This is a genomic window from Idiomarina aminovorans, assembly GCF_023155095.1.
GTDB classification, from domain to species: Bacteria; Pseudomonadota; Gammaproteobacteria; order Enterobacterales; family Alteromonadaceae; genus Idiomarina; species Idiomarina aminovorans.
On the sequence record NZ_JAKNDA010000003.1, the window covers coordinates 197,597 to 210,158 of the forward strand.

A 12,562-nucleotide genomic window follows, 5' to 3' on the forward strand; every position below is an offset into this window, starting at 1 on the left:
TTCCGGGGCTCAAGACGCTCTGTGTCATCGGTGCAGCGCACCAATAGCCTCAGTCTTCGTCGATTGAAGCCTCGTAAGCGTCAGCGTCCAGTAAGTTTTTCAGCTCACTGCTGTCTTCGGCTTTAATACGGAATAACCAGCCATCGCCGTATGGGTCGTTGTTGACGGTTTCAGGCGCATCTTCTAAATCTTCATTAATAGCGATCACTTCGCCGGTCATCGGTGCGTAGATGTCTGACGCCGCTTTTACCGATTCAGCTACAGCAATGTCATCGCCTGTGGCAATTTCGTCACCAACATCCGGTAACTCAACAAACACCATGTCGCCAAGAAGTTCCTGCGCGTGCTCAGAGATACCAATGGTAAAAGTACCGTCACCTTCATCACGAACCCATTCGTGGGTTGACGCATATTTCAAATCTGCTGGAATATTGCTCATTTTACTGTCCTTCTAACCGGCGTAGCCGGAATGTATTGAATCTTGTTCGATTATAAAACAGATTGACCGTTTCTGACGAAACCTGGCTTAACTACCTTAACCGGCATTTGTTTCTTACGCATTTCCACTTCAGCTGTATCACCAACACTGGATGGAACGCGAGCCATTGCAACCGAGAAACCAAGCGTAGGCGAGAATGTACCAGAAGTAATGATGCCTTCGCCACCTTCAGTGGTCACTTTTTGACCATGACGAAGAACACCTTTCTCTTCCATGACCAGGCCAACCAGCTTGTCGTGGCCGTCGGCTTTTTTCTGCTCTAAGGTTTTGCGGCCAATGAAATCACGCTCAGCCGGTTCAAACGCTACACTCCAGCCCATATTGGCTTCCAGCGGCGTTATTTCTTCGTCCATGTCCTGACCATACAGGTTCATGCCGGCTTCTAAACGCAGGGTGTCACGGGCGCCAAGGCCACACGGAGCAACGTCTGCTTTTAGCAGTTCATCCCATAGCGCTTCCAGCTGCTCAGACGGAACCACAATTTCATAGCCTTTTTCACCGGTGTAACCGGTGGTCGCAATAAAGTAGCTGCCCACTTCTTTACCCACGAATGGCTTCATGCCATCAATTGGTGCATATTGCTCGGCGGTTAATACCTGCTGGATTTTTTCAGCGGTTTTCGGGCCCTGTAGCGCCAGCATACCCATGTCATCGCGTTCTTTAGTGGTGACATCAAATTTAGCGGCTACTTTTTCTATCCAGGCTAAGTCGCGGTCACGCGTAGCGGAGTTTACGACCATGCGGTATGAGGTGTCAGAAAAGTGATACACAATGAGGTCGTCAATAACACCACCGTTTTCATTCAGCATACTGGTGTACTGTGCTTTACCTTCGGTTTTCAGCTTGGCAACATCATTAGCCAGCAAGTAGCGCAAAAAGGCCTGAGCCTGAGGGCCTTTAACATCGACAATAGTCATGTGCGACACATCAAAAACACCGCAGTCACGGCGTACAGCATGGTGTTCTTCAATTTGCGAACCATAGTTCAGCGGCATGTCCCAGCCATGAAAATCGACCATTTTTGCACCGGCTTTAACGTGTGCTTCGTACAGTGGCGTTTTGCTACCCATACTGTGTTCCTTTTTTGTTCACTTTATGTACCATTTATGGTCGCAAATTATAGGCGTGATTCACTTAAACTTAAAATCAATAATGCTTATAATGCTATTAACCTTTTAAATACCTAACCAAGGTTTTATAAATCAATACAATGAAGCATTTATCCTTAGAAGCCTTACGCAGCTTTAGTGCCGTGGTTGAATTGGGCAGCATGACCTTAGCCGGAGAGCGCATGGGACGTTCCCAGCCAGCCATTAGTCTGCAGCTTAAAAAATTGGAGCAACAATTGGGGTGCGAGTTACTGACCCGAAACGGCAGCGGCTTTGCGCTATCAGCCGACGGCGAACTGCTGTTTGATTACGCCCAGCGCTTGCTGGCTCTGAATGATCAGGCCTGGGCGCAGTTTGAACCGCAACAAGTCAGCGGTAAAGTCCGGCTGGGTATTACCAGTGAATTTGCCTCCAGCCTGCTGCCAAAAGTTCTTGGTCAGTTCGCTCAGGTTTACCCGCAGGTGACGTTGCAGGTAACCTCCGCACTGAGTAAAGACTTACTGTCCGGGCTTGGCCAACAATTCGATATTATTCTGGCACTGCGCGAACAAACCAATAAAAGTGATGTGCTGATTCAGCGCGAAGAGCTGGTTTGGGTGGGCTTACCCGGCTTATTAGAGCAGCCCAGCTGGCCAATGGTAGTTGCCCCCGAAGGCTGTATTTACCGGCGCCGGGCAGAACAGAGCTTGCAACGCATTCGTCAGCCTTATCGAATTACCTATACTAATACGGATTTTTCCGGGTTGACCGCAGCACTGAATAGTGGCCTGGGTATGACCGTGCTGGCTAAAAGCACGGTACCGCAGGACATTCCGGTTTTAGAAAACTTTTCCGGTAACAAGCCCTTACCTGACGCTGGCTCGGTTAACGTGATTATGCGCCTGGCCGGCGGGGCTTCAAGCGCCGCTTCGCAGTTAGCCGATTACCTTAAGGCCAGGATTTAAGCATCTCACCTGACGTGAACGTCAGGCTACATGCGTTGGGTGCTCAGCAACGGGGATAGGTGGCGCTTATGATTGGTACCTGCTGGTCAGGGAGTGTGCGGCGCCATGGATGGCGCCGCCCAAGCCCCCCAGGGATGGGTTCACGGGCGTATCCTTGACCAGCAGGCACCAACCACAGCCGCCTAACTCCGGGGGTCAGTGCCCAGCGCAGTTTCAGCTAATTTGCGTTTTAGCGGAGTGAATTTATTTGGCAGTGCAAAAGCCAGGGCGCGTAGCCCTTTTACCAAAGGGTTAGCGGTACCAAAGCCGCGTTTGAACGTTTCCATGGCAGCAATCATTAGCTGGGTGTCGGCTTTTCGTTCACGCTGATACGCACTTAACGAACGCTGCAATTGCGCTAGTGAGGACAAATCAACGCCATCAAGCTGCGCAGTTAAAGCGTTCACATCACCAAAGCCCAAATTAGCACCCTGCCCGGCCAGCGGATGAATGGTGTGCGCGGCATCACCAGCTAACACAATGCGATGCAGATACCATTGGCGCACATACTGCATTCTCAGCGGAAAGGCTTTCGCATCGGAGACACATTCGCAGGCACCCAGTACCCGCCCTGATTCAGTCTCCACTTGCTTAGCAAAGCGCTCAGGCGTTTCCTTGAATAAGTCAGCAGCGAGCTCTTCATCGGCAGACCAGACAATAGAAACGGTATGAGCATCCGGTGTTGGCAGCAGCGCCAGCGGCCCGGTGGGTAAAAACACCTGCCGGGCAACGCCGTTATGCGGCTGTTCTGTTTTTATATTCGCCACTATACCTTGCTGACCGTAACCCCAGAAGGTTAACGGCAGTTCGGTGTATTGACGCACTTTCGAGCGGCCGCCATCGGTTCCCACCAATAGGCTAGCCGTGAGTAAACACTCACCCACTTTTATTTCAACCGGGCTATTCTCATCGCCCGCCTCAATAATAGACCATTCACCGGCCTGCAGAATCTCAACACCGGCCTGTTCCGCGCATTCCCACAGAAAGTGCTCAACCACATTATTTTCAGCAATAGCGCCTAAATCAGCGGCGTTAATTTCTGCGGCAGAAAATTCAATGTGCGCCGGGCTGTCTTTGTCCCACACTTGCATGCTTTCATACGGCCCGGTGCGGTGCGCCTGAATTTTAGTCCAGGCACCACAGCTCTGTAATAAACCGCGACTGCGAGCATTCAGTGCGCTCACCCGCAACGCCAGCTCATTTGAAAGTGCGGGTTGTTCATAGCGTTCCAGCACGACCACCTGCCGGTTTTTCTGAGCCAGCCGTATAGCCAGGCTAAGACCTATCATGCCGCCGCCAACAATCACCACATCCCGCTTTTTTCGTTTCATTGTCATGGCTGCATTCCCATGGTTAAGCGCGCAAAGGCTGACTTTAACGGTGCGCAGTGCTGCAACAGCATCAACGCGCTGTTACGACCAACTACGGTTGGCAAATAACGGTTCGAAAAGCCTCGCACGAGGCCATCGGTCAGTTTAATGATGGCCTGATAATCGCGCTCGCGGTTTTGTTCATAGCGCTGCAAGGCGCGGAAACTTCCCGGATCACCAGTGGTTGCCAGCGACTCACACAGAACTTCCGTATCGCGTAATCCCAGATTAAAACCCTGACCGGCAATGGGGTGCAGCGCATGCGACGCGTTGCCAATAATCACGCTGCGATGATGCACCGAGCGTTTTGCGCGGCGTAAAATGAGCGGGTAAAAAACACGTTTAGACACGCCGGAGAATAACCCGGCGCGGTAGCCAAAAGCCTGCTGACAATGGCGCAAAAACTCAGCGTCAGACCATTGTTCGGCGGCTTCACGCTGTGCTTCGGTGAAGCTCCACACCAGCGAGGCCTGCGAATTCTGCATGGGTAATAGAGCAATGGGACCGGCTTCGGTAAAACGCTCGTAAGCCCAGCCGTTTAAAGGTTGTTTCAGGTCCAGTGTGGCAATACAGCCAAACTGGCCATAGTCATAAACATCAGACTCTACTCTTAATTGTTCACGCACAAGCGAATTCTGGCCATCGGCGCCAATGAGTAACTTAGCCAGCAACGGCTGCCCGTTATCCAGGCTTAATTCAATATGCTCTTGCTGCTGCGTCACTTGCTCCAGCCGAACACCGGAACACCAGTTTAAATTCGGCTGCTGCCGGCAGCTTAAGTACAGGTTATTGACCAGCTCAGAGGCCGAAACAACCCGCCCTAAAGCCTCGACGTTTTCATGCTCAGCATGCAGTTCAGTGGCACCGGCAAAACCGCGATCGGAAATATGAATGTGCTTTATTGGTGTACTGTCGATACCATCAAGTGCCCCAAGGCTTTTCAACCGCTGCGCTGAAGCCGCTGCCAGTGCAATAATTCGCTTATCAGCAGGTGGCCCATCTGGCCGGGGTTCACAAACCACAATACGCCAGTCCGGCCGTTGTTGCGACAACATTAAGCCGGTTAAGGCGCCGACTAAGCCGCCTCCGGCTATGGCAACATCTGCCTGGGTTACTGGCTTTTCATCCATGCTTCAATCTCTTCAATGGTTTTGGGTACCCCGGCGCTCATGTTGTCAAAGCCATCAGCGGTTATTACCAGGTCGTCTTCAATACGAATACCTATGCCTCGCCATTTTGGATCTACGTCGGCATCTTGCGGAATATAGATGCCAGGCTCTATCGTCAGTGCCATGCCGGGTTTAAAGGCAACAGGTTTTCCTTCATTATCGCGATAACGACCCACATCGTGAACATCCAGACCCAGCCAATGACCCAGTCCGTGAATAAAATAGGTTTTCCAGCGCTGTTCTTTAAAGTTCTCTTCCGCATCGCCGGTTAAAATGCCCAGTTCGGTCAGTCCGTCACTAATAACTCTGGCAGCCGCTTCACTCGCCTTAACGAGATTACTGCCGGGCTTTATTTCGGCAAAGGCGGCCTGCTGAGCTTTCAGAACCAAATTGTAAAGTATGGACTGTGGCTCGTTAAACTTTCCATTAACCGGGAACGTGCGGGTAATATCCGCTGCGTAGCCCTGATATTCAGCACCTGCATCCACCAGCAGCAAGTCGCCGTTGTGCAATACGTCGCGGTTATCGGTGTAATGCAAAATACAGGCATTGGCACCGCCGCCGCTAATAATGCCGTATGCCGGATGCAGTGCGCCGTTCATGGCAAATTCGTGGTGTAATTCTGCGGCAACCTGATACTCGTGCTTTCCGTCCTCCACAAAACGCATAATACGGCGGAACGCCCCCGAACTAATACGCGCCGCTTCTTTCATCACCGCTACTTCATTGGCTGATTTAATCAGCCGCATGTCATCCAGCAGCGGTCGTAAATCGGACAAACTCTGGGGTGCCAGTTTACCACTGCGGCGCGCTTTAACGCTGACATCATCACGCGCATCACTGACCACTTCAGCCAAAACCGAGTCTTCACCCATAGGATAAAAAACCGATTCAATACCCTGCAGTAGTTCAGGCAAACGCTCCGGCAAGGTGTCGAGATCTTCTGCGTTATCTACCGCTAAGGCTTTAACCGCATTGGTGTAACCCAGACGCAACCCGTGCCAGACTTCATGCTTTGGGTCTTTGTCCTGACAGAATAAAACACTGCGCGGGTTGCTGTCGTTGATCAGCAGCAATACGGCGTCGGGTTCATTAAAGCCGGTTAAATAGAAAAAATCGCTGTTTTGGCGAAAAGGGTATTCGGTATCATTGCTGCGGGTGACTTCACTGTTAGCAGCCACCAGCGCCAATGAATGTGCCGGCAATGACTGCAGCAGCTGTTGCCGGCGTTGGTTAAATTCATCCTGAGGAATAACGTCTTTCATTAGCGACCTCAACTCCGCCAGTGATTAATGTAAAATTTGGGGTGGTTTGTTTGCAGGGTGTTCATTACGGCCCAGCTCGGCGTAGCACATCATGGCGGAGATACGCAGATACTCTACAATTTCAACGTAAGCGCGTTCTTCTTCTTCATCACCGTCATCGGTAAATTCAACCTTTGCCAGTTCAACCATGTCTTCTATGGCTTCTTTTAAATCACCGCTTAAGTTGGTCATGTTTTCCTGATTAACACCATAGCCTACTAAAAAGGCATTGACCCAGCCGGCCAGAGCACTTAAGCGCTCCGATATTGGTGCGCTGTCTTCGGGTAGCAACAATCGATAACCTAAATCCTCATCGCCCAGCGAGTGTTCGATTTCCTCAGCCTGCTGCTGTAATAAGTTTTTTAATTCCGTTGGTAATGCCCCCTCGTCGTAAGCAAAGTCTGACATCAAGGTTATTAAATCATTGCTTTTAGCATCGCTGCCGGTGGCTATTAACCCGGTCAACATGCCCTGCACTTCTGACGCACTTGGGGTCATCTCATACTGCGCATAAAGCTCAACTAATCGGTCATAATTAAAACGTGTCGACATGAACATTCTGCCTTTGATTCATTATGCCCTAATCCTAACACTGGCTTTACGTAATCGCTAGCTGACAAACACCGTTGGCTCATGCCATAATACGTTTATTAAGGCTGTTGAGTCAGTTGCAAGGAGTCTTTGAATGACCGCAAAAACCATGGATATAAAATTGCTGGAGCGTAACTATAAGGTGGCTTGTCCTGTCGGCCAGGAAGGCGCGTTACAGCAAGCGGCCGATGCTCTTAATGAAAGGCTCGAAGAAACCAAAGAACGAACACAACTGACTAATGTCGAACAAATAGCGGTTATGACCGCCCTGAATTTGTGTCACGAATGGATTCGCGACCAGAATGAACAATCTGCAAAAACAGCTAAACTGGAAGAGAAAATTCAGTTACTTCAGGCAACGATAGAACAGGCAATGAGTGAGCAGCGCTCACAACGCAGTCGTTAACTGCGGTATTTTTCAGCCAGAAGTAACAGAGTAACCCTTTTGCGGTTTCCTGGGGTGTTTGCCAGCAGGCTTATGTCCCTGAGCCGATGCTTGTATTAAAAGGGGATCACTGGCCTGCCATGAGCAAGCCCGGCATGCACCGGGAAGCCTACGGCAGATACCACTTGCTCCCCGCCTTGAACCAATGGGTTCAAGGGCTACAGCCAGCAGCGGCACCTTGGGAAACCACCCTTATTTTAGGCGTACGGCCTTTTCTTCAGCAACAATGGCTTTTACGTCCTGCAACAGTTGCTGAGCATCAAAAATCACGCCGTCTTTAATGGTGTACTGAACACCTTCGGTGCGCATCGGCTGGTTATTGCGGTCCAACTTGAAATGGCCAGTGCCGTATAGCACTTTAAAGTTGTCCATGGGGTTTTCGTTGACGATAACCATGTCGGCTTTCTTACCAATAGCGACCGAGCCAATCTCGTCGTCCATATTCAATGCTTCGGCACCGGCCAGGCTTGCAGCATGGATCACTTCTAACGCATTCAGACCCGCCTCACGCAGCAGTTCCAGTTCACGAATGTAACCGAAACCATAAATTTTGTAGATATACCCGGCGTCAGAGCCCACCGTAATGCGCCCACCATTTGTGTGGTAGTCCTTCAAAAAGGCCATCCATTTCTGGTAGTTATTTTTCCACGCAATTTCGTTGTCAGTAGTCCAGTCAAACCAGTAAGAACCGTGCGCATAACGACTGGGTTCGAAAAAGTCCCACAACCGAGGCAGGGTATATTCGTCATGCCAGATAGCCTGACGCTCACGCATTAAGTCACGCGACGCTTCATATATGGTCAGGGTTGGGTTGATGGTAAAGTCGAGCTCAATCAGCTCATCACGCACCGAGTTCCACTTTTCTGAGCCTGGTTCTGCCGCTTGTTTCCATAAACGACCGGCTTCTTCAAAGCGGTTCTGCTCATTGTTGTAATTATAATCGGCCGGGTAGTCCTGAATACGCTGGCCGTCGAACAAGGCTTCGGGTAAGCCGTACCAGTGCTCCATAGATGTTAGCCCCGCTCGCGCTGAGTCCAGCGCGTTCATTGACATTACATTCAACTGCGCATGATGCATCATGGTGCCTAAGCCCTGTTTATTGGCTTCGTTCAGCGCGGCTGCCATGACTCTGCGCGAGGCGCCAAAAAACTTAATACCTTTGGCACCTTCGCCTTTGATATAGCGAACCCAGTCACGCGCCTGCTCTGCGTTATAAATCGGTTCTTCCCGGCCTTGTCCGAAACCCACATAAGGAATAATTCGCGGCGCGGTAATGCGGTTGTCAGCGGCTCGCTGCTGGTGCCATTGCACCCAGTCCAGGCCGTTAAAACTGCCGGGTTCGCGAATGGTAGTAATACCGTGCGCCAGCCACAGCTTTAAAACATACTCAGCCGGAATACCTTTAGCGGAGCCACCAATATGCGCGTGCATATCGACAAACCCGGGCAAAATGTACTGCCCGCTGACATCCAGTTCTTTGTCGTTTGCAGTCGCTTCAGGACGTCCTGCGGGCTTAATCGGAACGCCTGGGTTACCCACACTGACAATATTGACGATGCGATCATCTTCAATGACGATATCGACCGGTCCGAAGGGCGGCGCACCCTCGCCGTTAATTAAGGTGCCACCACGCAAAATAAGCCGCTCATAAGGGCCTTCACCGCGGTCACGTTCGGATGCTTTTGGCGGCGCCTGCACAGCGTGCGCTGCAACCGTAAAGGCTATAGCCACTGTAGCTAAAGCTATCGTTTTTATTATTTTCATGGGTTATCCTCGGGCAATTATTCAGTAGTTTCTTTAAAGCAGACTCTAGCATGACCCGACAAGAACTCCGACATAAGTTACAGCAAGTTCGCCGCAATTTACCCGCTGAACAACAGCTGGCGGCGGCATTTCAGGTTGCTGATAAACTTGAGCAGCGACTGGAGAGTTTCGTGCCGCAGGAGACCACCGTCGCTGTATATAAGAGCTTTGCCGGTGAGCTACCAACCTCCCCCATTATTGAAAGGCTGTGGCAGTTGGGGTTTAAAACCGTTTTACCGGTGCTGCATCCTTTTGCTAAAGGGCACTTGTTGTTCTTAAGCTACACCTCAAAAACGCCCATGACGATTAATAAGTACGGTATTGAGGAACCCGAGTTAAATGCTCAAAACGTGATGCCATTGTCTGAAGTTCAGGTGCTGCTGATGCCTCTGGTCGGGTTTGACCACCAGGGCAATCGGCTGGGCATGGGCGGTGGCTATTATGACCGCACATTAGCTCAGTGGCATAACGGCAATAGACCCAACTTATCGCCCATTGGGTTAAGTTATAACGAACAGCAGGTTGAAAGTATTCCGGTTGAGAGCTGGGATATTCCGCTGCCTGAAATCATAACACCGGCTAAACACTGGCGCTTTTAAAGCAAAAGAAAGATCGATAAAACCCAACAGATTCTCTATACTGGCGCTTAAATAATCGACGCGGAGAAATGGTCATGTCAGGCAATGCTGATGCACAAAAAAAGGCGGCTGCAGAAGCTGCAATGCAATATATTGAGGACGGCACTGTGGTCGGAGTCGGCACCGGTTCAACGGTCAACTTTTTTATTGATGCCTTAGCCGAGCGTAAACATGACATTGAGGGTGCGGTTTCAAGCTCTGACGCTTCCACAGAACGACTGAAGTCTCATGGCATTGAGGTGTTTGACCTAAACTCGGTTGTCGAAGTTCCGGTTTACGTAGACGGTGCCGATGAGATTAATGAACACGGCCAGATGATTAAAGGCGGCGGCGGTGCACTGACTCGCGAAAAAATTATTGCGGCTGTTGCTAAACAGTTTGTTTGCGTAGCAGACGAGAGCAAAATGGTGGGCCGTTTAGGTCAGTTTCCTCTGCCGGTAGAAGTGATTCCTATGGCACGCTCTTACGTTGCCCGTGAAATTGTGAAATTAGGCGGTGACCCGGTCTGGCGTCAAGGCTTCACCACAGACAACGGCAACTGGATACTCGATGTGCACAACGTCGATATTATGGAACCGATGAAACTAGAAGCCCAGTTGAACAACATTGTCGGCGTAGTCACCAACGGGTTATTCGCCCAGCGCGGCGCTAACATCGCACTTATTGCTCGTGAAGACGGCGTACAAACTCTGAAGGTCAGCGACTGATGCAAAAGTCTCTGGCAAAAGACAAAATCAAGGTATTGCTGCTGGAAGGAGTACACGACAGCGCCATTCAGTTATTCCGTCACCACGGCTACCACAATCTGGAAATATTACAAACGTCACTCAGTGAAGACGAGCTTTGCGACAAAATTAAAAACGCTCATATTCTGGGTGTTCGTTCACGTAGTCAGCTAAGTGAGCGTGTGTTTGCAGCTGCGGAAAAACTGATTGCCGTGGGTTGTTTTTGCATAGGCACCAACCAGGTCGACTTAAGCGCGGCGAAAAAACACGGCGTGATTGTTTTTAATGCGCCCTTTTCAAATACCCGCAGCGTTGCCGAGTTAGTGCTTGCAGAAATTATTATGCTGCTGCGTGGCATTCCGGAAAAAAATGCCGGTGCCCATAAAGGCGGTTGGTTAAAGTCAGCTAAACAGTCTTATGAGGCGCGCGGCAAAATTCTGGGAATTGTCGGTTACGGGCATATAGGCAGTCAGCTCAGTGTATTAGCCGAACAGTTGGGCATGCACATTCGTTACTACGACGTTGAAGACAAACTGCCCATGGGCAATGCTCAGTCAGTAGCCACTTTGGATGATTTGCTGGCACAAGCCGATATTGTCACTCTACACGTACCGGAAACCGAGCAAACCCAGTGGATGCTCGGACGCCGCCAAATTGAGCGCATGAAGCCGGGTAGTCTGTTGATTAACGCCTCGCGTGGCACCGTAGTAGACATTGATGCGCTGGCAGAGGCTTTGTCATCAAAACACCTTGCCGGCGCCGCTATTGATGTTTTTCCGGTTGAACCGAAAAGCAACAGTGACGAGTTTATGTCACCTTTACGCGGTTTAAAAAATTGTTTATTGACACCGCACATTGGCGGTTCAACTTTAGAGGCACAAGAAAATATTGGTGTAGAAGTGGCCGGCAAGTTAGTACGCTACTCAGATAACGGTTCGACGCTGTCTGCGGTCAACTTCCCGGAAGTCAGCCTGCCTACGCACGCTACGGCACAGCGGCTACTGCATATTCATAAAAACCAGCCGGGTATGCTAAACGCTATTAACCGTATTATTAGTGATAACGAAATTAACGTGGCCGCTCAGTATTTACAAACCGACGACAGCGTCGGCTATGTCGTGATGGATATCGACAGCGACAATGGTGCGAATATACTGCAGCAGCTTAAGGACATTCCGGGCACTATCCGTACCCGGCGCTTATTCTAGTCTTTTTTGCCCATAACCGTGCGTTCCATGCTCTCTGGCGAGACATGGCGCACGTCCTTGCCTTTCACAAAGAAGATGATGTATTCAGCGATGTTCTGACAACGGTCGCCGATACGCTCTAATGAACGCGCCGACCACAGCACATCCATGATCTTCGGAATTGAGCGTGAATCTTCCATCATATAAGTCATTAGCTGACGTGTCAGCGCTTCGTACTGACGGTCTGCCTGTTCATCCTGCTGGTGCACGCCGTAAGCCGATTCCAGATCCATCCGGGCGAACGCATCCAGCACTTTACGCAACATGCTCAGCACGTGTTGTCCTAAGTTCTCCAGGCTAACTAACAGCTGTTGCTGGTCATTACTAAAACTTTCTTTCGCAACTTTAGCAATGCGCTCTGCTTCATCCCCAATGCGCTCTAAATCAGCAATAGTTTTGACAATGGATATTACCAGACGTAAATCGCTGGCGGCAGGATGACGCTTCGCAATAATGTGCACGCATTCTTCGTCAATTTGTACTTCCAATTTATTCACTTTATGGTCGCTGGTCAGTACTTTTTCCGCCAGGTCAATGTCACTTTTCTGAACCGCCAGCAGTGCGTCATGCAGTTGCTGCTCTACCAGGCCACCCATGCTCAGTACACGGTTACGCACAGCTTCAAGTTCGTCATTGAACTTACCCGAAATGTGCTTACCCATATTAATTTTGTCCATAA

At 50.3% G+C, this 12,562-nt stretch carries 13 protein-coding genes and 1 other RNA gene; 6 read left to right on the forward strand and 8 right to left on the reverse strand.

All coding sequences use genetic code 11. The features are described from left to right. Window positions 1-49: 49 nt before the first annotated feature. Window positions 50-439: a glycine cleavage system protein GcvH gene (gcvH, locus tag L8G48_RS07560; RefSeq protein ID WP_248263994.1), complete on the reverse strand. Its 390-nt coding sequence runs from the start codon at window positions 437-439 to the stop codon at window positions 50-52. A gap of 50 nt (window positions 440-489) precedes the next feature. Further along, window positions 490-1,569, reverse strand: coding sequence for a glycine cleavage system aminomethyltransferase GcvT (gcvT, locus tag L8G48_RS07565; protein WP_248263995.1), 1,080 nt, complete (start codon window positions 1,567-1,569; stop codon window positions 490-492). Between the two features lie 140 nt (window positions 1,570-1,709). Between gcvT and L8G48_RS07570 the strand changes: the two genes are divergently transcribed. Continuing rightward, on the forward strand, window positions 1,710-2,552 hold the full coding sequence (locus tag L8G48_RS07570) for a LysR family transcriptional regulator (protein WP_248263996.1): 843 nt from the start codon (window positions 1,710-1,712) through the stop codon (window positions 2,550-2,552). 182 nt (window positions 2,553-2,734) lie between these two features. Here L8G48_RS07570 and L8G48_RS07575 read toward each other — a convergent pair whose 3' ends face one another. The 4 genes from L8G48_RS07575 to L8G48_RS07590 are packed head-to-tail and all read right to left on the reverse strand — an operon-like array spanning window position 2,735 to window position 6,986. Continuing rightward, window positions 2,735-3,928 carry an FAD-dependent oxidoreductase gene (locus tag L8G48_RS07575; protein WP_248263997.1) on the reverse strand — a complete coding sequence of 398 codons (1,194 nt, stop codon included), beginning with the start codon at window positions 3,926-3,928 and terminating at the stop codon, window positions 2,735-2,737. Then, window positions 3,925-5,091 (reverse strand): 2-octaprenyl-6-methoxyphenyl hydroxylase, encoded by a 1,167-nt coding sequence (gene ubiH, locus L8G48_RS07580; protein WP_248263998.1) that lies wholly within the window; start codon window positions 5,089-5,091, stop codon window positions 3,925-3,927. The genes L8G48_RS07575 and ubiH overlap by 4 nt, the downstream gene beginning before the upstream one ends. Next, window positions 5,073-6,395 carry a Xaa-Pro aminopeptidase gene (gene pepP, locus L8G48_RS07585; protein WP_248263999.1) on the reverse strand — a complete coding sequence of 441 codons (1,323 nt, stop codon included), beginning with the start codon at window positions 6,393-6,395 and terminating at the stop codon, window positions 5,073-5,075. The genes ubiH and pepP overlap by 19 nt, the downstream gene beginning before the upstream one ends. Window positions 6,396-6,419: 24 nt before the next feature. Further along, entirely contained in the window at window positions 6,420-6,986 is a 567-nt protein-coding gene (locus L8G48_RS07590; RefSeq protein WP_248264000.1) for a UPF0149 family protein, read from the reverse strand. Window positions 6,987-7,119: 133 nt separating this feature from the next. On the opposite strand from L8G48_RS07590, the gene zapA reads away from it, so the two are divergent. Together zapA and ssrS are read left to right on the forward strand one after the other, a co-directional pair. After that, window positions 7,120-7,431 carry a cell division protein ZapA gene (zapA, locus tag L8G48_RS07595; protein WP_248264001.1) on the forward strand — a complete coding sequence of 104 codons (312 nt, stop codon included), beginning with the start codon at window positions 7,120-7,122 and terminating at the stop codon, window positions 7,429-7,431. A 43-nt stretch (window positions 7,432-7,474) separates the two neighbouring features. Beyond that, window positions 7,475-7,659: non-coding RNA, 6S RNA (ssrS, locus tag L8G48_RS07600), on the forward strand. Window positions 7,660-7,662: 3 nt separating this feature from the next. On the opposite strand, the gene L8G48_RS07605 is transcribed toward ssrS, so the two are convergent. Then, complete coding sequence (locus tag L8G48_RS07605) at window positions 7,663-9,234, reverse strand: amidohydrolase family protein (protein WP_248264002.1); 1,572 nt, start codon at window positions 9,232-9,234, stop codon at window positions 7,663-7,665. A gap of 50 nt (window positions 9,235-9,284) precedes the next feature. Here L8G48_RS07605 and L8G48_RS07610 point away from each other — a divergent pair, with 50 nt between their 5' ends. From L8G48_RS07610 to serA, 3 genes are all read left to right on the forward strand, one after another. Next, complete coding sequence (locus L8G48_RS07610) at window positions 9,285-9,872, forward strand: 5-formyltetrahydrofolate cyclo-ligase (protein WP_248264003.1); 588 nt, start codon at window positions 9,285-9,287, stop codon at window positions 9,870-9,872. 74 nt (window positions 9,873-9,946) lie between these two features. Continuing rightward, the gene (gene rpiA / locus L8G48_RS07615) at window positions 9,947-10,618 is read left to right on the forward strand and encodes a ribose-5-phosphate isomerase RpiA (protein WP_248264004.1); all 672 of its coding nucleotides are present in this window, start codon (window positions 9,947-9,949) and stop codon (window positions 10,616-10,618) included. Next, window positions 10,615-11,844, forward strand: coding sequence for a phosphoglycerate dehydrogenase (serA, locus tag L8G48_RS07620; protein WP_248264186.1), 1,230 nt, complete (start codon window positions 10,615-10,617; stop codon window positions 11,842-11,844). The genes rpiA and serA overlap by 4 nt, the downstream gene beginning before the upstream one ends. On the opposite strand, the gene phoU is transcribed toward serA, so the two are convergent. Next, complete coding sequence (gene phoU / locus L8G48_RS07625; protein ID WP_248264005.1) at window positions 11,841-12,560, reverse strand: phosphate signaling complex protein PhoU; 720 nt, start codon at window positions 12,558-12,560, stop codon at window positions 11,841-11,843. The genes serA and phoU overlap by 4 nt on opposite strands. Window positions 12,561-12,562: the final 2 nt, after the last annotated feature.

Coding starts and splice junctions, on each gene's coding strand:
- gcvH (WP_248263994.1), bottom strand. CDS start 439: ATGAGCAATATTCCAGCAGATTTGAAATATGCGTCAACCCACGAATGG.
- phoU (WP_248264005.1), bottom strand. CDS start 12,560: ATGGACAAAATTAATATGGGTAAGCACATTTCGGGTAAGTTCAATGAC.
- L8G48_RS07605 (WP_248264002.1), bottom strand. CDS start 9,234: ATGAAAATAATAAAAACGATAGCTTTAGCTACAGTGGCTATAGCCTTT.
- pepP (WP_248263999.1), bottom strand. CDS start 6,395: ATGAAAGACGTTATTCCTCAGGATGAATTTAACCAACGCCGGCAACAG.
- gcvT (WP_248263995.1), bottom strand. CDS start 1,569: ATGGGTAGCAAAACGCCACTGTACGAAGCACACGTTAAAGCCGGTGCA.
- L8G48_RS07570 (WP_248263996.1), top strand. CDS start 1,710: ATGAAGCATTTATCCTTAGAAGCCTTACGCAGCTTTAGTGCCGTGGTT.
- zapA (WP_248264001.1), top strand. CDS start 7,120: ATGACCGCAAAAACCATGGATATAAAATTGCTGGAGCGTAACTATAAG.
- rpiA (WP_248264004.1), top strand. CDS start 9,947: ATGTCAGGCAATGCTGATGCACAAAAAAAGGCGGCTGCAGAAGCTGCA.
- L8G48_RS07590 (WP_248264000.1), bottom strand. CDS start 6,986: ATGTCGACACGTTTTAATTATGACCGATTAGTTGAGCTTTATGCGCAG.
- L8G48_RS07610 (WP_248264003.1), top strand. CDS start 9,285: ATGACCCGACAAGAACTCCGACATAAGTTACAGCAAGTTCGCCGCAAT.
- ubiH (WP_248263998.1), bottom strand. CDS start 5,091: ATGGATGAAAAGCCAGTAACCCAGGCAGATGTTGCCATAGCCGGAGGC.
- L8G48_RS07575 (WP_248263997.1), bottom strand. CDS start 3,928: ATGACAATGAAACGAAAAAAGCGGGATGTGGTGATTGTTGGCGGCGGC.